Source organism: Nocardiopsis sp. iso_237 (genome assembly GCF_056173345.1).
Genome location: NZ_CM149669.1, coordinates 4,641,802 through 4,660,140, shown reverse-complemented (window position 1 = coordinate 4,660,140; position 18,339 = coordinate 4,641,802). Strand labels below are relative to the sequence as shown.

At 70.1% G+C, this 18,339-nt stretch carries 13 protein-coding genes and 1 CRISPR repeat array; of the genes, 4 read left to right on the top strand and 9 right to left on the bottom strand.

Going from position 1 to position 18,339, the window contains the following annotated elements; all coding sequences use genetic code 11:
• The first annotated feature begins 1 nt into the window (after position 1).
• Positions 2-1,351 carry an allantoinase AllB gene (allB, locus tag AC0VYM_RS21185; RefSeq protein WP_475454823.1) on the top strand — a complete coding sequence of 450 codons (1,350 nt, stop codon included), beginning with the start codon at positions 2-4 and terminating at the stop codon, positions 1,349-1,351.
• A 1,010-nt stretch (positions 1,352-2,361) separates the two neighbouring features.
• A CRISPR array of direct repeats spans positions 2,362-3,434; the repeat unit is 29 nt; unit sequence CTGCTCCCCGCGCACGCGGGGATGGACCC.
• 711 nt (positions 3,435-4,145) lie between these two features.
• Here allB and alc read toward each other — a convergent pair.
• The 6 genes from alc to uraD all read right to left on the bottom strand — a co-directional run bounded on the left by alc (position 4,146) and on the right by uraD (position 10,158).
• A complete protein-coding gene (alc, locus tag AC0VYM_RS21180; RefSeq protein ID WP_475454821.1) occupies positions 4,146-5,273 on the bottom strand; it encodes an allantoicase in 1,128 nt (375 codons plus the stop codon).
• Positions 5,274-5,348: 75 nt separating this feature from the next.
• Positions 5,349-6,287: a LysR family transcriptional regulator gene (locus AC0VYM_RS21175; protein ID WP_475454819.1), complete on the bottom strand. Its 939-nt coding sequence runs from the start codon at positions 6,285-6,287 to the stop codon at positions 5,349-5,351.
• A gap of 76 nt (positions 6,288-6,363) precedes the next feature.
• A complete protein-coding gene (locus AC0VYM_RS21170; protein ID WP_475454817.1) occupies positions 6,364-7,857 on the bottom strand; it encodes a nucleobase:cation symporter-2 family protein in 1,494 nt (497 codons plus the stop codon).
• A 283-nt stretch (positions 7,858-8,140) separates the two neighbouring features.
• Positions 8,141-9,037 carry a factor-independent urate hydroxylase gene (gene pucL / locus AC0VYM_RS21165; RefSeq protein WP_475463153.1) on the bottom strand — a complete coding sequence of 299 codons (897 nt, stop codon included), beginning with the start codon at positions 9,035-9,037 and terminating at the stop codon, positions 8,141-8,143.
• Positions 9,038-9,262: 225 nt separating this feature from the next.
• Complete coding sequence (uraH, locus tag AC0VYM_RS21160) at positions 9,263-9,607, bottom strand: hydroxyisourate hydrolase (RefSeq protein WP_475454815.1); 345 nt, start codon at positions 9,605-9,607, stop codon at positions 9,263-9,265.
• Positions 9,604-10,158 (bottom strand): 2-oxo-4-hydroxy-4-carboxy-5-ureidoimidazoline decarboxylase, encoded by a 555-nt coding sequence (uraD, locus tag AC0VYM_RS21155; protein ID WP_475454813.1) that lies wholly within the window; start codon positions 10,156-10,158, stop codon positions 9,604-9,606. The genes uraH and uraD overlap by 4 nt, the downstream gene beginning before the upstream one ends.
• 419 nt (positions 10,159-10,577) lie before the next feature.
• On the opposite strand from uraD, the gene AC0VYM_RS21150 reads away from it, so the two are divergent.
• From AC0VYM_RS21150 to gcl, 3 genes are all read left to right on the top strand, one after another.
• Positions 10,578-11,375, top strand: coding sequence for a hydroxypyruvate isomerase family protein (locus AC0VYM_RS21150; RefSeq protein ID WP_475454811.1), 798 nt, complete (start codon positions 10,578-10,580; stop codon positions 11,373-11,375).
• Positions 11,376-11,455: 80 nt separating this feature from the next.
• Positions 11,456-12,346: a 2-hydroxy-3-oxopropionate reductase gene (locus AC0VYM_RS21145; RefSeq protein ID WP_475454809.1), complete on the top strand. Its 891-nt coding sequence runs from the start codon at positions 11,456-11,458 to the stop codon at positions 12,344-12,346.
• A gap of 216 nt (positions 12,347-12,562) precedes the next feature.
• Positions 12,563-14,278 carry a glyoxylate carboligase gene (gene gcl / locus AC0VYM_RS21140; protein ID WP_475454807.1) on the top strand — a complete coding sequence of 572 codons (1,716 nt, stop codon included), beginning with the start codon at positions 12,563-12,565 and terminating at the stop codon, positions 14,276-14,278.
• A 285-nt stretch (positions 14,279-14,563) separates the two neighbouring features.
• Here gcl and AC0VYM_RS21135 read toward each other — a convergent pair whose 3' ends face one another.
• The 3 genes from AC0VYM_RS21135 to AC0VYM_RS21125 all read right to left on the bottom strand — a co-directional run bounded on the left by AC0VYM_RS21135 (position 14,564) and on the right by AC0VYM_RS21125 (position 18,251).
• Entirely contained in the window at positions 14,564-15,826 is a 1,263-nt protein-coding gene (locus AC0VYM_RS21135; protein ID WP_475454805.1) for a M14 family metallopeptidase, read from the bottom strand.
• Between the two features lie 864 nt (positions 15,827-16,690).
• Positions 16,691-17,173, bottom strand: a complete 483-nt coding sequence (locus AC0VYM_RS21130) for a hypothetical protein (RefSeq protein WP_049571361.1) — start codon at positions 17,171-17,173, stop codon at positions 16,691-16,693.
• A gap of 10 nt (positions 17,174-17,183) precedes the next feature.
• Positions 17,184-18,251 (bottom strand): hypothetical protein, encoded by a 1,068-nt coding sequence (locus tag AC0VYM_RS21125; RefSeq protein WP_475463151.1) that lies wholly within the window; start codon positions 18,249-18,251, stop codon positions 17,184-17,186.
• Positions 18,252-18,339: the final 88 nt, after the last annotated feature.

Genomic DNA, 18,339 nt, shown 5'->3' with positions numbered 1-18,339 from the left:
GTTGACCGAACACGCACTCGTCGTACGCGCCCACCGCGCACTCACCCCCGAGGGTGAGCGCGCCGTCAGCGTGGTCGTCGACGACGGAAGGATCACCGAGGTCCTGGCCGGGGACGACGCCCCGGTCAGCGCCGCCCGCGAGATCCGCCTGGCCGAGGACGAGATTCTCCTGCCCGGCCTCGTGGACAGCCACGTGCACGTCAACGAGCCCGGACGCACCGAGTGGGAGGGCTTCGCCAGCGCCACCCGCGCCGCCGCCCTGGGCGGTGTGACCACCCTGGTGGACATGCCGCTCAACAGCGTGCCGCCCACCACCACGCTCGACGGCCTCAAGGCCAAGCGCGCGGTGGCCGAGGGCAAGCTCGCCGTGGACGTCGGTTTCTGGGGCGGGGCCGTCCCGGAGAACTCCGGCGCGGACACCACGGGCACCCTCTCCGACCTCTGGTCCGAGGGAGTGTTCGGGTTCAAGGCGTTCCTGTCGCCCTCGGGCGTGGACGAGTTCGGGCACCTGTCCCCGGAACAGCTGAACACCGCTGCCACGGCCATCAAGGCGTTCGGCGGCAGGTTGATCGTGCACGCGGAGGACCCGAAGGTGCTGGACTCGGCGCCCGCCGCGTCCGGGCGCGACTACGCGGACTTCCTGGCCTCCCGCCCCGACGAGGCCGAGAACGCCGCGATCGCCCTGGTGATCGACACGGCCCGCCGCACCGGGGTGCGGGCGCATATCCTGCACCTGTCCAGCGCCTCGGCCCTGCCGCTGATCGCGCAGGCCAAGGAGGAGGGCGTCCCCCTCACGGTGGAGAGCTGCCCGCACTACCTCACGCTGGCCGCCGAGGAGATCCCGGCCGGGGGGACCAGCTACAAGTGCTGCCCGCCGATCCGCGACGGCGCCAACCGCGACCTCCTCTGGCGCGCGCTCCAGGACGGTCTGATCGACTGCGTGGTCAGCGACCACTCTCCGAGCACCCCGGACCTGAAGGACCTGGACACCGGTGACTTCGGTACCGCCTGGGGAGGCGTCGCCGGGCTCCAGGTGGGTCTGTCCGCCATGTGGACCGAGGCCCGCGGCCGGGGCGTTCCGCTCGCGGAGGTCGTCCAGTGGATGTCCGCCCGGCCCGCCCGCGTGGCCGGTGTGTCCGGCAAGGGTTCCATCGCCCCGGGCATGGACGCCGACCTGGCGGTCTTCGCCCCCGACGAGCCCTTCCACGTGGAGGCGAGCTCCCTGGCCCACCGCAACCCGGTGAGCGCCTACGACGGAGCCGACCTCCACGGCCGTGTCCGCCGCACCCTCCTGCGCGGCGCCGAGGTCACCTCGGACAGCGTGACCGGCCGGATGATCACCCGGGACTGACCCGGTCCCGTCACGGGCGCCCCGCCACCCACGGGGCGCCCGTTCGCATACGCGGAGTCGTTGGCCAGGCCGTGGGCGTGCGCAACCCCGTCACGTGCCGTAACAAGCGGTACGGCCTCGACCCCCTGCACCCCTGGGGGACTCAGCCATGCGCCGTTGTGACCGGTACGGCGCCATTCCCCTCAGCCACGGGGGGCGTGGACGCGCAGGTACGCGCTTCGCGGGGTGGTGCGGGTTTGGAAGCTCCGCCATCCGCTGTAGTAACCAGCCAGGCACCACCCCCCTCAACCACCGGGGGGGGTGCGAACGTACAGGAGCGCAGCTTCCTCAGCCCCAGAGGGTTTGCTTGAACCTTCACCCCCGGTGGTTGAACGTGCACGGCGCCATTCCCCTCAGACACAGCGGGGTACAGAGGTGAGGGTGCGCGCTTTGCTGGGTGGTGCGGGTTGGCGGGAGTGCGGTGGGCGGCGCTCGGACGGCGGGGGTTTTCGCCAGTGGTGGGGACACGCATCTCTAGAACACATCGGTTGTCCTGGGGGGTGGCCCGTGTCCGTACTTGGCCTTGAACTACCAGTCGTGCCACTGTTCCGCTCATCCGCCAAGTGCGGTGCGGGCAGAGCACCATCCACCCACCCCGCCCTGAATAGACCGAGAAACCCCAAGGGGTACGGTGTAAGCGGTACCTGACTGCCTTTAGCTAACGGGAGAAGCGGGTTGGCCGTAGAGGATTACCGCCTCAGTAACCCCAGCCGTAGAACCCGCGCACCCGCAGCAACCACAGACCATAGAGCGGACAACGGCGCCCAGCCCCGTCCGGTTCTCCGGTGCAGGAGACACGTTGTCCCTCCCGCCGCTTAGGAAGCTGCTGATTGCGGAACGGAGTGGCCGTGAGCGTCGGGCGGGCGGTAGAAAGAGTGGGGGAGGTTGCGAGTGGCGTGGGTGAAATGTCTGTTTCTCAACAACTTGCAGTTTTGAGGCCTTGCGGCTGACAAACACGCAGGTCAAAGAGACTGCTCCCCGCGCACGCGGGGATGGACCCGCAATTCCCCTGTTCGGCGCTGTAGCTGCTTTCTGCTCCCCGCGCACGCGGGGATGGACCCATCACCCCGCGCGAGTGGGGAAAGCTGCGCGTCTGCTCCCCGCGCACGCGGGGATGGACCCGCTGCGTCCTGTAGATGAGTAAACATGTTGGCCTGCTCCCCGCGCACGCGGGGATGGACCCTCGATCACGTCGAATAGACGCGAGAGTAGCGCCTGCTCCCCGCGCACGCGGGGATGGACCCAGGCGACCGACCGGGGGGTGCACTACGGGGTCCTGCTCCCCGCGCACGCGGGGATGGACCCGTCGCCCAGATGCTGGATGGACGTGTGGAGTTCTGCTCCCCGCGCACGCGGGGATGGACCCGCTCTGACCTGCGGGTGTACCCACTGTTCCCACTGCTCCCCGCGCACGCGGGGATGGACCCTACCCCATCCTGATGAGGAGCCGCATCGAACCCTGCTCCCCGCGCACGCGGGGATGGACCCTCCCGCATGCCGATTCCATACCTGTGGGCGACCCACCAGCTGCTCCCCGCGCACGCGGGGATGGACCCACGAGCCGGGTCGTGAACGAGTGAAGGTCTTCCTGCTCCCCGCGCACGCGGGGATGGACCCTTGTACGTAGAGGGTTACCGCCGTGCGGAGGACTGCTCCCCGCGCACGCGGGGATGGACCCTCCAGCTGCCACACCCGGCCCGGGGTGGACTCCTGCTCCCCGCGCACGCGGGGATGGACCCGAAGCGATCGCGGAGTTGAAGCGCGCGTTCGGCTGCTCCCCGCGCACGCGGGGATGGACCCCGTCGCCCCAAGGACGTGCGAGAGGCCAAAGCCTGCTCCCCGCGCACGCGGGGATGGCCCCAGGGTCGGCCCGGTGATGTTGGGCATGGCCACCTGCTCCCCGCGCACGCGGGGATGGACCTCGGCGGCCGTGGGTGTCGGCTTGGTCTCTCGTCTGCTCCCCGCGCATGCGGGGATGGACCCGTGACCGAGGCGCCCGTCGAGGGCACGCTCGGCTGCTCCCCGCGCACGCGGGGATGGACTCGGAATTGCTGTCGGCCACCGCTACTTATCTCACGGGACATGCTCCAGAAGAACATGTCTCCAGCAAAAGCAAAACCCTAGATCCTGGGCGCAGTTGTCCGCTCTACGGTTGTGGTTGCTGTCCTGCAGCCTTTCTACGGCCAACCCGCTTCTCCCGTTAGCTAAAGGCAGTCAGGTACCGCTTACACCGTACCCCTTGGGGTTTCTCGGTCTATTCAGGGCGGGGTGGGTGGATGGTGCTCTGCCCGCACCGCACTTGGCGGATGAGCGGAACAGTGGCACGACTGGTAGTTCAAGGCCAAGTACGGACACGGGCCACCCCCCAGGACAACCGATGTGTTCTAGAGATGCGTGTCCCCACCACTGGCGAAAACCCCCGCCGTCCGAGCGCCGCCCACCGCACTCCCGCCAACCCGCACCACCCAGCAAAGCGCGCACCCTCACCTCTGTACCCCGCTGTGTCTGAGGGGAATGGCGCCGTGCACGTTCAACCACCGGGGGTGAAGGTTCAAGCAAACCCTCTGGGGCTGAGGAAGCTGCGCTCCTGTACGTTCGCACCCCCCCCGGTGGTTGAGGGGGGTGGTTGGTGGCATGCGGGTTACTACAGCGGATGGCTGGGGTTCCAGACCCCCTGTGGTTGAGGGGTCTGCGCTCCGGGCGTGTGGAAGGGCGGGCACGCTGACGCGTGCCCGCCCTGGTCTCTGTGTGGCGACTAGCCCCGGGTGGCTTCCCAGCGGGTGCGGAGGTCGGCGGAGCCGGTCTCGGTGAGGGAGCCGTACACGTTCAGGCGGGCCATGCCGCCGTCGGGGAACACGTCGGTGCGCACGTGGGTCGTGGTGACCGGGGCGTCCAGCACGAAGCGGTGGGCGCTGTCGGGCTGGAGCTTCGTGCGGCCGACGATCTCGAACCACTCGTCCGGGGTGTCCGAGTGCGTGTCGCGGCCCAGGATGGTCACCCACCCGGCCGAGTTGCCCTTGAGGTAGGCGGTGTCGAGCTCGATGGCGCGGACGGAGGCCTGGGCGGTGAGGCGGAAGCGCACCCAGTCGTTGCCGGTGTCGCGGCGGCGGCGGTTCTCCCAGCCGTCGTCCATCTTGTGCGAGCGGCCCGGCAGGATGATGTTCTCCGGCGAGGAGTAGAAGCGGTCCGACGCGTCCTCGACCGTGCCGCCGTTGACCAGCGCGGCCAGGTCGAAGCCGCCGAGGGCGGACAGCCAGGCCGGGTCGGCGACGGGCTCGCCGTACACGCGCAGGCGGGCGACACCGCCGTCGGGGAACTGCTTGAGGCGCAGGTGGGTCCAGCGGCGCTCGACGTCGATCCTGTAGCCGTTCTCGGCGTGGCCGTAGACCGGCGTGCGCGCCACGATCTCGGTCCAGTCGGCGGCCAGGAGCTCCTCGGTGGTGGGGGTCCCGTCGAGGTGCGTCACCTCGACGCTGATCTCCGTGGGGTGGTTGCCGCGGAAGTGCGCGGTGTCCACGACGATGCCGCGGATCACGCCGGGCAGAGCGAGACGGACCAGGGCCCAGTCGTGGTCGTCGGCGGTGGGGTGCGGCTGCTCGGCGCTCACACCACGGCGACGGCGGGTCTCCCACCCGTCCATGACCTTGCCCTTGTGCCCGAAGTGGTGCGGGTCGAACAGCGCGGGCTCGGTCCGCAGCATGTTCTCGCGGTGGGCGAAGAACTCGTCGTTGGCGGCGACGACACCGGCGCCCAGACGACGGTCGGCGAGGTCCACCAGCCCGGCGAAGTCCAGTTCGGTCTTCTTGAAGTCGGCGTAGGGGTCGCCGCCGGGGTACGGCTGGGCGTTGTAGGCACGGGGGTCGAAGGACGGGTCCTGGCTCACGTTGCTCCTGTCGGTCGGGGTCTTCCTTCAGACTCGCAGGAGAAACCGGTTAATTCCAGCGAAAGTTTTTGATCATTATGTTCGCTTTGGCTGAACATTGGTCAGGCGTGCTGCGGCGTCGGCCAGAGCCCCCAGGGCGAGGGCGATCTGGGGGCGTTCGCCGGAACCGGACCGCACGGCGGTGACGACGTGGCGGCGGGGCTGCTCCGAGTGGGGCACGCGCAGGGTGACCCCCGGTGCGTCGCGGGCGGCGGCCAGCCGGGGGATCAGCGCGATCCCCATCCCGGCGGCGACCATGTCGAGGATGGCCCGCCAGTCGGAGGCCACGTGCGCCTGCTCGGGCACGAACCCCGCCTGTGCGCAGGCCGAGAGGGTGATGTCCCGCCACGGTCCGGAGGCGCCGTAGATCCAGGGCTCCTCGGCGAGGTCCCTCATGCGCAGCGCCGGAGCGGTGGCCAGCCGGTGCTGTGCGGGCAGCGCCACGTCGAGGGGATCGGTCAGCAGCTCGGTGCGGTCGTAACGGCCGTCGTTACGGGTGGGGGCCTGGGCGGCCAGGGAGAGGCCGATGTCGATCTCCCCGGCGGAGAGGAGGTCGTAGACCTCCGCTGCCTCGGCCTGGTGCACCCGTGTGCGCAGCCCCGGGTGGTCGGCGCGCAGCGCGTTCAGGGCGGGGACCACCAGCCCGGGGATCGCGGTGGCGAAGGTGCCCACGCGCACCCGTCCGGCCTCGCCCCGGACGAACCCGTCCAGTTCGGCCTCGGCCCTTTCCAACTGGGCCAGCACCACGTCGGTGTGCCGCAGCAGCACGTGCGCGGCGTCGGTGAGGCGGACGCGGCGCCCGTGCGCCTCCAGGAGCGCCACCCCCACCTGCTGGGAGAGCGACGAGAGCTGCTGGGAGACGGCTGAGGGGGTCATGGACAGGGCCTCGGCGGTCGCCCGGACGGTGCCGAGCTCTTCGAGGGTGCGGAGTACGCGCAGCTTGCGCAGGTCCCAGTCGGTCACCCTCACAGGCATACCATTCACCGTCACTTAACAGAAGTGGGGCGGGCGCGTGGTCACGGCGCTCCGCCCCCGGGGAAAGGGACCCGGGTCAGGTCCGGTCGGCGTCCGAGCTCCGGTAGGTGGCGCCCGCCTGGTCCGTGTACTTGGCCTCACCGGGCCCCGCGCTGCCGATGTCGGCCCGGTCGATGTCGGCGGGGTCGGCGGAGGGGCCGCGGCCGATCACGTTGAAGCAGATGTTCAGCAGGATCGAGACGATGGCCGCGCCGATGATGCCCGAGTGGGCGATCAGCTCGACGGACTCCGGCAGGAACGCGTAGAAGGTCGGGTAGGCCAGCGGGATGATGGCCACGCCGATGGAGGCGGCGACCAGGATGAGGTTGAGGTTGTTGGTGAAGTCCACCTTGGCGAGCGTCTTGATGCCGCTGGCCGCGACGCTGCCGAACAGCACGAGGCCCGCGCCGCCCAGGACCGGGGTGGGGATGGCGGCCATGACCCCGCCGAGCACCGGGAACATGCCCAGGACCAGCAGGATGCCCGCGCCGGTGGCCACCACGTAGCGGCTGCGGATGCCGGTGAGGGCGAGCAGCCCGATGTTCTGCGCGAACGAGCTGGTGGGGGTGGCGCTGAAGATCGGACCGATGATCGAGCCGCTCACGTCGGCGCGCAGACCGGCCGAGATGCGCTTGGCGTCCACCTTGGAACCGGTGATCTCACCGACCGCGATGATGTGCGAGGCGCCCTCGGTCAGGACCACGAGCATGATGATGCACATGGTGATGATCGCGGCGACCTCGATCTGCGGGGCGCCGAAGTAGAACACCGAGGTGGGGTTGAAGACGATGTCGGCCTCGCCCACCCGGCTGAAGTCGGCCATGCCGAGCGGGACCGCCACGAGCGTGCCCACCACCAGGCCGAGCAGGATGGACAGACGGCCCCAGATCCCCGGGAACAGGCGGGAACCGACGAGGATGACGATCAGGGTCAGCGCTGCCAGGCCGAGGTTGGCCACGGGGGCGGCCGGGACCTCGGCGCCGTCCTCCATGACGCGCACGGAGCCGTCCATGATCCAGCGCGCGGCCACCGGCATCAGGCTGACACCGATCACCGTGATGATCGTGCCAGTGACGATCGGGGGGAAGAAGCGGATGAGCTGCCCGAAGAAGGGGGTCAGGAACAGCGCGAACACACCGGCGGCCATGGACGCGCCGAAGGCGATGGGGAGGTTCTCCCCGTCCTGGCCGGCCGCGAGGGCGGTGATCGCGCTGACGGGCACGAAGGAACAGGCCACCACGATCGGCATCTGCGCGCCGATCCGCTTGTGGCCGACGGTCTGCATGAGGGTGGCGATACCCGCCACCAGGAGCGCGCCGCTGACGAGGATTCCCATGGCGGCGGGGTCGTTCGCGAGCCCAGCGGCGGCGCCGATGACGAGGGCCGGTGCCACCGCACCGGCGTACATGGTGAGGATGTGCTGGAGCCCGTAGACGAGCATGAGCCGCACGGGCAGCTTCTCGTCCTCGGGGCGGGAGGGGGTAGTGGCGGTTGTTGTGGCCGAGTCCTTCGCGGACGGACTGTTCGACATGGCCAGTTTCCAGCCTTTGCGATCGGCGGTCACCGAGAGAGGGGGGTGACCGGGTTCTCCGGGGCGGGTGCCCGGTGGTGTCGCGCCGGCCTCGAACGCCCTGTTTTCGGGCATGACGAAGGCCGGTGTGGCCCTGGGGACGGGCAGGCGAGGAAGACCTCGGATGGGGAGGGTCCGGGGCCCGGCCGCACGCACGGGCCCCGGCGTTCAGGAAGCTCCGAAGAGCACCGGGGGCGACCCGGGGGAGCACGCGGCACGCCCCGGGGTCGTCACCGGACGGGGGTTAGATGAAGCCCGGGACGGCCTTCCAGGCGTCTCCGGCGTCGGGGGCGTCGTCGCGCTCGACCGTGGCCTCGATCTTGCCGTAGGGCCGGTCGGCGGCGAAGAAGACCTCGTTGGGGTTGTCCAGGCCGAACGCGGAGAGGTCCACCAGGAAGTGGTGGTTGTTCGGCATGGAGAAGCGGATCTCGGCGATCTCGGGGTGGGCCTCGAGGACGGCCGTGCCCATCGCGTACAGCGTCTGCTGGAGGGCGAGGCTGTGCGTCTCCGCGAAGAGCTCCAGGCAGAGGGCCCGGACGGAGTCGTAGGCCTTGTCGAAGTCGTGGTCGACGCCGACGTAGCGCCAGCGGGCCGTCACATCGGTGGCCAGGATGCGGTCGTTGGTCTCGGCGAGGGTCGTGTACCGGGTCCGGGGGTATCCGTGGAACTCCGAGCCGGTGGACTTGAGGACGGTCAGGCCCTCGAATCCGGAGACCACCCACTCCTTGTCGCCGTCCTTGTTGACGACGGTGGTGCGGGTCTCGGCGCCTCTGCGGGAGAACGCGTGGTCGTGCGGGCCCTTCGAGGTGGCGATCCGGTCCCAGGAGTACTCCTCGATCTCCTGGCGGGCGCCGTACACGTACTCGTGCTCGTCCACGAAGTGGCGGGCCAGCCGCAGGGCGAAGTCCTCGATCGCGCCGACGCCGCCCCACTCGCGGGCCTTGGCGTAGACGGTGTTCTTCTGTGTGTCCGTCGGCAGACACTTGGAGTTGTCGCCCACGGTGTGGACTTCCTCCAGGTCCCCGCGGAGCTGGGAGGTGACGTTGACGTCCTTGATCTGGTGGACGTCGGTGTCGCGCTGGACGTGGACGAGGCGGACCTCCGCCTTGCCGTACTGGTTGTCTCCGAGCCTGATGCCCATCAGGGTGAACTCCATCCGTGTGGATTCGGTTTCATCGCTTGCGCCGCGCGTCGTTCCCGCGTCGGTGCGCCGTGCGTATGAGGGAGGACCGCTGTGGTCATGCGGAAGGACCTGTCACGCACTCGAAGAGGTTGAGGGTGCTACGTGGTGGGTGCCGCCAGGCGGGGCTCCTTCGTCCGTGGGGAGGGGACCGGGAACGTGGTCTCGCGGGCGGGACGGCCCGGTCTACGAGCCCCGGTAGGTCGAGTAGGCGAACGGGCTCAGGAGCAGCGGCACGTGGTAGTGCTGGTCCTCCTCAGCGAGGTCGAACACGATGCTGACCTCGGGGTAGAAGCCCTTCTGGCCCGTCGCGGCGAAGTAGGCCCCGGTGTCGAAGACGACCCGGTAGTACCCGGCGGAGAGCTGGTCGGGTCCGAGGTCGGGCACGCGGCCGTCGCTGTTGGTGCGGCCCTCCGCGACGGTGGTCCACGAGGTGCGGCCCGGGTCGGCGGCGGCCTCCAGGCGCACCGGGACGTCGCGGGCGGGAGAGCCCAGGGCGGCGTCCAGGATGTGGGTGGTCACGTGGCTCATGCTGCCTCCAGGAGTTTGACCAGGCGGAGTCCGGAGATCCTGCGGAGCTCCTCACCGACCACGGTCAGCTCGGTCTCGGGGTCGTTGTCCAGCCGGGCGACCAGGTCCGCGAGGAGTTCGCGTCCGCTGCGGCCGCTGGCGCAGACGAGGTAGATCTGTCCGAATCTTCCCTCGTACTCACCCTGGGCGAACGTGAAGATCCGCTGGACCCTGGCGGAGGCGTCGTCGGTGTCGGCCGCGAACGCCGCCTGTTCCCCGCGGGACCAGGCCGACTCGGTGTCCTGTCCCTTGGCCTTCTCCCCGATCCGGGGGTGGCGGGCCAGCGCGGTGGCCACCTCCTCGGAGGTGATGCCGCGCGCGTGGGTGTCGGCCACCGAGAGCAGGCTCCGGCGGTCGGCGTAGGGCGCCTCGGACGCCACTGCCTCGACCCAGCGGTCCACGTTCAGGCACTGGGCGAGTTCGGTGCGCAGGTCCTGCGGAGGCAGGGCGTTCAGGCGCGCCAGACCCGGCTCGGGGGTGTCCCCCGACGGGGCCGGGGTGGTCTCGGGCATGTGTTCTCCCGTGGCTCGGCCGGTACCCGTCCTCACGCCGTGTGAGGCGCTGGGTCGTCGTACCGGCCTGGGCTTTCGTAGTGCAGATACCTGATTCCGTATTACGGATTGCAGGGACTCTAGTTGATGGCAGTGTGACCTTGTCAACACTCGCAAGGGGAGAAATCGGAAAAACAGTCGAATCTGTGGCCTGGTGCGAAGAAAACAGGAAGTTCCTGTTCCCTCGTGGGGCCTCCGGGGTGGGTGGGGTCGTGACCTCGGGGTTCGTCGGCGGCGGGGGAGGGGGTTCGCGCGGGCGGGGTTCGGGGGTTGGTCCGGCAGGGTGGTTGACAAGTGGCGGTGGTCCGGCCCACACTCAGATCATTCCTTAAAGTGAAAACTACTTTCCGCAATACGGAAGTGGATCTCGGAGGCAACGCATGAGCCACACGCTCGGGTACACGGTGAACTGCTCCCTGCTGTTCACCGAGCTCCCCGTCAACGAGCGCCCCCGGGCCGCACGCGACGCGGGCTTCCACGCCGTCGAGTTCTGGTGGCCCTTCGAGAGCGCCACCCCGGCGCAGGCGGAGATCGACGCCTTCGTCGCCGCCCTCGACGACGCGGACGTGCGTCTGAGCGGCCTCAACTTCTTCGCCGGGCAGCTCCCCGGCCCCGACCGCGGCGTCCTCTCCCACCCCTCCCGCACCGACGAGTTCCTCGCCAACGCCGAAGTGGTCGCCCAGATCGCGGAGCGCACCGGCACCACCGGTTTCAACGCCCTCTACGGCCTGCGCCAGGACGGCGTGGACCCGGCCGAGCAGGACCGCCTCGCCGTACGCAACGCGGTGGCCGCGGCCGACGCGGTGGCCAAGGTCGGCGGCACCGTCCTCGTCGAGCCCATCAGCGGCTCCGAGGACTACCCGCTCAAGACCGCCGCCGACGGCCTCGCCTTCGTCGCTAAGGTCAAGGAGGCCGGGGCCGAGAACGTCGCCCTCCTCGCGGACCTCTTCCACCTGGCCGTCAACGGCGAGGACGTCGCCGCGGTCGTCCGCGACCACGCGGCCGAGTTCGGGCACGTCCAGATCGCGGACGCCCCCGGACGCGGCGAGCCCGGCACCGGCGACCTGCCCATCGACGAACTCCTCTCCGCCGCCCAGGCGGGCGGCTACCGGGGGCTGGTCGGCCTGGAGTACAAGCCGACCGTGCCCAGTGCCGAGAGCTTCGGCTGGCGCGACTGACCCCCACCGGTCACGGCGGCCCTGACCGCCGCACCAGCCCACCGCACGAACAGCCACACCACAGCCTGAAAGGGGCCGTCATGGCCGCCAAGAAGATCGCCTTCATCGGCCTGGGCATCATGGGCCTGCCCATGGCCGTCAACCTCGTCCGCGCGGGCCACACCGTCACCGGCGTCAACCGCAGCAGCGCCAGGGTGGACGCCCTGGTCGCCGAGGGCGGCCTGCGCGGCGGAAGCGTCGCCGAGGCCGTCTCCGACGCCGACGCGGTCATCACGATGGTTCCGGACTCCCCGGACGTCGACCAGGTCCTGCGCGGTGAGGGCGGCGTCTACGACCACGCCAAGCCCGGCACCCTGGTCATCGACATGAGCACCATCCGCCCCGACGTCGCCCGCGAGCTCGCGGAGGCCGGCGCCGAACGCGGCCTGCGCGTCCTGGACGCCCCGGTCAGCGGCGGCGAGGCCGGTGCGATCGAGGCCAAGCTGTCCATCATGGTCGGCGGCGCCGCCGAGGACTTCGAGGCGGCGCGTCCCCTCTTCGACGTCCTGGGCACCACCCCGGTCCTGGTCGGCCCCAGCGGCTCCGGGCAGACCGTCAAGGCCGCCAACCAGCTCATCGTGGCGGGCAACATCCAGCTCCTCGCCGAGGCCCTCGTCTTCCTGGAGGCCCACGGCGTGGACACCGAGTCCGGCCTGGAGGTCCTGGGCGGCGGGCTCGCGGGCAGCACCGTGCTCCAGCGCAAGGGCCGGGGCATGCGCGAGCGCGACTTCGCTCCCGGCTTCCGGATCGCCCTGCACGACAAGGACATGCGCATCATCACCGACTCCGCGAGCGCCGCCGGTGTGGCGATCCCGCTGGGCTCCCAGGTGGCGCAGTACGTGGCCGCGCTCAAGAACCAGGGCCACGGCGGCCTCGACCACTCCGCCCTGCTCAAGATCGTCGAGCAGCTCTCCGGCCGCGACGGCGAGTAGGGCCCGGACCGCCCCCGGCGGTTCCGCGAACACGCGTCACCTCCGGACACGGAACTCCGTATGACCGGGGCTGTGCGCCGCCCCCGGGTGTTGGCCCACCCGGGAGGCAGGCGGTCGCACCGCCCCACCCCTGGCACTCACCCCCGGCGTCCGGGGCGTCCACCACCCCGGACGCCCCGGCACTCCAACCACCCCAGCACTGAAGGGTTCGCTCCCATGGCGAAAATGCCCGCGATGAACGCCGTCGTGGAGGTTCTCAAGGACGAGGGCGTCGACACCGCCTTCGGCTGCCCCGGCGCGGCGATCCTCCCCCTCTACAAGGCGATGGAGGAGGTGGGCGGCATCGAGCACCTGACCGTCCGCCACGAGGAGGGCGCCACCCACATGGCCGACGGCTGGTCGCGCACGACCGGCAGGGTCGGCGTGGCCATCGGCACCTCCGGCCCCGCCGGAACCAACATGATCACCGGCCTGTACACCGCCATCGCCGACTCCGTCCCGATCGTGTGCATCACCGGCCAGCAGCGCACCGACCTGCTGGACAAGGAGGGCTTCCAGGCGGTCGACATCGTCGAGATCGCCAAGCCCGTCACCAAGTGGGCCGTCCAGATCAAGGAGGCGGCCACCGCCCCGTGGATCTTCCGTGAGGCCTTCCGGATCGCGCAGGAGGGCCGCCCGGGCCCCGTGCTCGTCGACATCCCGGTGGACGTCGCCCAGGAGCTCATCGAGTACGACCCCGAGCTGGACGCCGCGCTCAAGATCAACACGGTCGAGCCGCACCTGCCCCGGGTCGAGCGCGCCCTGGACCTGCTGCTCGCGGCCGAGCGCCCGCTCATCCTCGCCGGTGGCGGCGTGATCCTGGCCGAGGCCTCCGACGACCTGCGCGCGCTGGCCGAACACCTCCAGGTCCCGGTCCAGGTCACCCTCATGGGCAAGGGCTCCTTCGACGAGGACTCGCCCCTGTACTCCGGCATGACCGGCGTGCAGACCTCCCAGCGCTACGGCAACGCCTCCTTCCTGGAGTCGGACCTGGTCCTGGCCGTGGGCGCGCGTTTCGCTGACCGCCACACCGGCCAGATCGACGTCTACCGGGGCGAGCGCACGTTCATCCACGTGGACATCGAGGCCACCCAGATCGGCCGTGTCTTCGAGCCCGACCTCGGCGTGGTCTCCGACGCCCGACTGTTCCTCCGGGAACTCCTGGCCGCGGCCAGGCGCCGTGACGCCAGGGCGAAGGTGGGCGCGTGGATCGAACGGGTCAACGAGCTCAAGTCGACCCTGACCCGCCGCGAGGACTTCGACACCGTCCCCGTGAAGGCGCCCCGCGTCTACAAGGAGATCAACGAGGTCTTCGACGAGGACACCTACTTCGTCACCGCCATCGGCCTCTACCAGATCTGGGGCGGCCAGCACCAGAAGGCGTACAAGCCGCGCCACTACCAGATCTGCGGTCAGGCGGGCCCGCTCGGCTGGGAGATCCCGGCGGCCATCGGCGTCAAGAAGGCCCTCAAGCACACCGAGCCGGACGCCGAGGTGGTCGGCATCGTCGGTGACTACGGCTTCCAGTACATGGTCGAGGAGCTCGCGGTCGCGGCCCAGTACAACGTGCCGTACGTGATCATCATGCTCAACAACGAGTACCTGGGCCTGATCCGCCAGGCGTCGATCCCGTTCGACATGAACTACCAGGTGGACATCCACTACGACGAGTACGGCACCGACAGCGTGAAGCTGATGGAGGCCTACGGCTGCTCCGGCCGCCGCGTCTGGGAGCCGGGGGAGATCCGGGAGTCCCTGGAGTGGGCCCGCAAGGAGGCGCAGTCCACCTCCCGCCCGGTGCTGGTGGAGATCATGATCGAGCGCGAGGCCAACACCCCGCACGGCCCGGCCATCGACGCAGTCAAGGAGTTCGAGCCGCTGCCCGGCGAGTAGCTCCGTGGTCCGGGTGCGACTGCACCCGGACCCCACAGACCGCCACGGGGTCGGACCTGCACCCCGACCCCGTGGCACGGGCCCCCTCCGCGACCGGCAGGAGGGGGCCCCACCGGCCCCGGGGGGTGGTGACGTTCTTCGCTGGCTCAGCGCCACCCCCCGGTTCCCCGTACCGGACCCGGGCACCGTCCCGGGGCCGGACACGGTCGAACCCCCTCGCACGTGCGGACCTTATCTCGGCACGTGCGAGGGGGCGTTCTGTTCGCCCGGGCCCCGACCGCGGGGTCAGGAGCAGTAGGCCTCCTCCTCGCCGATGATGCGGTACGGGCAGTCCGCGTAGTCGAGCAGGCGCAGCACGGCCTCCTCGTTGCGGGCGGTCTCGCGTTCGATCACCGAGGAGGGCGGGTAGAAGCCGCCGTCCTGGGGCGACTTCGGGTACATCTCGTACGTGTAGTTCACGATGCCCTGGTCGGCCCAGAGCCAGTCGTTGATGGAGCCGTCAGTGACGTAGAGGTCGCTGGACTGCTGGGGCGTGTAGCCGTTGGCCTCGGCCATGTACTCGCCCAGGGCGCGGTGGGTGTCGTACTCCTCGCGGTTCATGCCGTCGGTGACCTCGTCGTACGTGTATCCGTACGGCCACAGGATGAGCTCGCTGTAGGTGTGGAAGTCGATGGCGCTGGTGATCTGCTGTTCGCCGTCCACCACGCGTCCGCGCACGAAGTCCGCGACGGCCTGGACCTCGGGGGCCGACTCCGCGGAGTCACCTCGGTAGGTGATGCTGCTCGGGTCGCCGGACGAGCCGTTGCAGCAGCCCCAGTTGTGGGCCCAGTTGCGGTTCAGGTCGGTGCCGATCGCGGAGGAGCCCTCGTTGGGGGAGCGGTTCTTGCGCCAGTTCCGCCAGGTGTCGCCCGCCATGTCGTACTCGCTGCCGTCCGGGTTGACGTTCGGCAGGATCCAGATCTCCCGGCTGTCCACCAGCCCGGTCACCCGCTCGTCCTCGCCGTACCCGTCCGTGAGCAGGCGCATCAGGTAGATCGCCATCTCCACGGTCAGGTGCTCGCGGGCGTGCTGGGAGTGGGTGAACAGCACCTCGGGCTGGTCCTCGTCCACGGACACGTTGTCGCTGATCTTCACCGCGACGAGGTCCTGGCCCTCGTAGGACTGCCCGTACACCTCCTTGGCGGCGAGGTCGGGGTTGGCGGCGACGAGGTCGTCGATGATCTCCAGCAGCTCCGGGTAGGTCGTGTAGCCCGGATCGGGGTTGGCGAAGGCCTCGGGCAGCGCGTGGGGCTCGGCGGAGTAGCCGAGGTCGCTGAGCTCCGCCATGTCGTGCACCGAGCCGGTGACCAGGACGGAGTCCTCTCCGACGTGGTCGATGGCCACACCGGACGCGGCGATCCGGGACCGCTCCTCGGCGGTGCTCACACCGGTGATCTCGTACAGGTCGTAGGAGGGTTCGGCGGTCGCGCCGCCGGGGGTCAGCAGCCCGAGCAGGAGGGCGCTCGCGGCGACCGGGACCAGTGTTCTTCGGACGGGGGTGAGGGACACGATGCCTCCGTTGAGCGGGGGTGAGGCTTCGGATATGTGGCGATATTGGAGATCGGGGCGCCGTGGACTGTCAATGTGGCAGGCCCCGTGCCGCAGGGGTGCGGAATCGTCTGGTTTGACGGCATTGCCACGTGAAGCCCGCTTTTCCTGTCACCACTCACTCGCTCTCCGTGTCCGGATGTGGCCACGGCGGAACTCCGTTCCCCGACGGTGGGGGAGGGGGAGGAGTGAACGTGAGTCGTCCCGTGGCCAACGGGCCACGGGACGCGCTGCGGGTGGAGTGAGGAGAGCGGTCCGCTCCGACGGGAGAAGGGGCGGGTGCGTGCCCGGATCGGAGTCGCCGGTGGGCGGCGCGGTGGGCGGCGCGGTGGGCGGCGCGGGGGGTGTCCGCCGCACCGGTGCGCACACGTCGGTGTGCCGCCGGATGTCCCGGGCGGCCCGCCCTCGGCGTCCGGGTCAGGGACGGCGCGGTGGCGGGTCCGGGCCAGTCGTCCCAGCCCGGTGGGAACCGCCCCCGAACCGCTCCGTCACCTCCGCGCCGAGGCCCGGTTCCGTGGTGGCGACGACCACGGCGTCGGCCCCTTCCGTGGGCTGGCGGACGGAGGGCGGGGCGGGGGCCCCGGCCCCCGGGGCTTCGCGACCCGTGCGCAGGGTTCGAGCCTCCCCGGAGAGTTTCGGGAAAACGCGGACACGGGCGGGTCCCGGGGGTTAGGTTGTGGATGAGGCCGTGGGAACTCCCACGGCTCGATCGCGGCCGTGCCTTTCAGAGGCGTGGCCAGGCTGAACAGAGTTCTCGGTGTCCGCGTCGGAGACTCCTCGGTGGGCCGTGGGGGAGGGGTGAGGGGTGAGCCACGCAGGTGGTCCTCAGCCGCGTCGCACGCCGTCCGGCCAGATGACCTCGACCGGAAGACCCCGCAGACGGGCGGTCTCCACAGCGTCCCCGGTTCCGCCGTGGCCGTCGGCCGGTTGGCCGTCCCACACGGCGAAGAGCCGGTCCGCCTGGGAGATCAGGGTCTGGTTCGCGGCCTCGTACGCCGCCCGGCCCGCACTGCGGTGCGGCATGTAGCGGACCGAGTCGGCGCGGATGAGCAGCTCGTCGAAGGAGTCCCGCTCGTGCGGCTTGACCTTGTTCTCACGGTAGTCGGCCGACGGCAGGACGACCTCGACGCGACCGCCCACCTCCAGGACGGCCGAGGCGAAGAGCTGGTCCGCGCCGCGTGCCAGGCAGGAGATCCCGACCAGGTCCGCGTCCCGGTACGGGGCGAGCGCGTCGGCCAGAGCCCCCCTCACCACCTGGGCGCTGTTCCCTGTCAGGTTCGAATGTCCGGTGATTCCTATCCGTGTCACAGCATCCCTTTCATCTGCGGGGCAGTGGAAGCAGGGTAAAGGAGAGCTCCTCGCGGAGCTGCGCCACGTCCGGGTCCCGGTGCATGGCTGCGGCTTCGGAGTGCCAGTCCTCGAGCCTCCTGCGCACGCGCCCCGAGCCGATGGCGGAGCGGGAGCGCAGCACACTGCGAACGGCCGCCGCGGAGGCGGTGGGATCGCCGAGCACGAGATAGGTCCGGCCCAGCCCGACGTGGTCGAACGCGCGCCCTTTCTCCTGGGCCTCGGGCCGTGTCTCCAGGGCCCGCAGGATGTACTCCGCCGACAGCTCCGCGTAGCGTCGCCTCTCCGCGGGTTCGTGCTGACGACGGCCCAGGTCCCGGTAGCGGGCGCCGACCACCCCCGAGAGTTCGGCGTGGTCGAAGCTCCTCGCCCACAGGGGCAGGTCGTCCCCTCCCTGTTCGAACAGGTCCTCGGCCTGGTGGACGGAGCGGCGGAAGGCCTCGGCCCGGCCCATGTGCGCGTACGACCAGGCCTCCCGCGTGCGTAACAGTGACCGGGCGACGGGCGGCAGTCCGAGGGAGTCGGACTTGTCCAGGGCCAGTCGGATGATGTCGAGCGCGTCCTCAGGGCGGTGCAGGTCGAGCATCTGGCGTGCCATGTCGGCCAGGACGCCGATGCCGTAGGCCCGGTGCTCGGGTCCGGCCTGTTGCAGGGCCCGGAGCGAGATTCCGTAGTAGCGCTGCGCGGTGGCGTGGTCCCCGGAGTCGAAGGACATCGACGCCACGATCTTGGCGAGTTCGGCCATGACGGCGAAGAGCCTCGACTGGACCTGTGCCCCCTGAGGGTTCTCCACGAGTTCGGAGACCTCCGAGAGCTGCCCGATCACCGCCTTCCTCCGAGTCCCCATCCGCCACCGCTCGCTCCAGTGCCTCAGACAGACCGTGGCCGCCTCGATCCTTTCGAGTTCCAGTTCCCCGATCGAATTCCTTCCGTTCACCAGCCCTCCGGCGCGCGGCGCCAACCAGTGTTCGACCAGCTCCGTCAGGGCGGCGCCAGCGATCAATCCTCCGCCGACCGCGAAAGCGTCTCTGCGTTTCATGAGGTCCCTCAACGTGATCTCGGCGATGTCCCCCGCCGTTGTGGTGGAGGGAGAGAATTCGCCATGCCGTAGAGACAGTTCTGTCCCG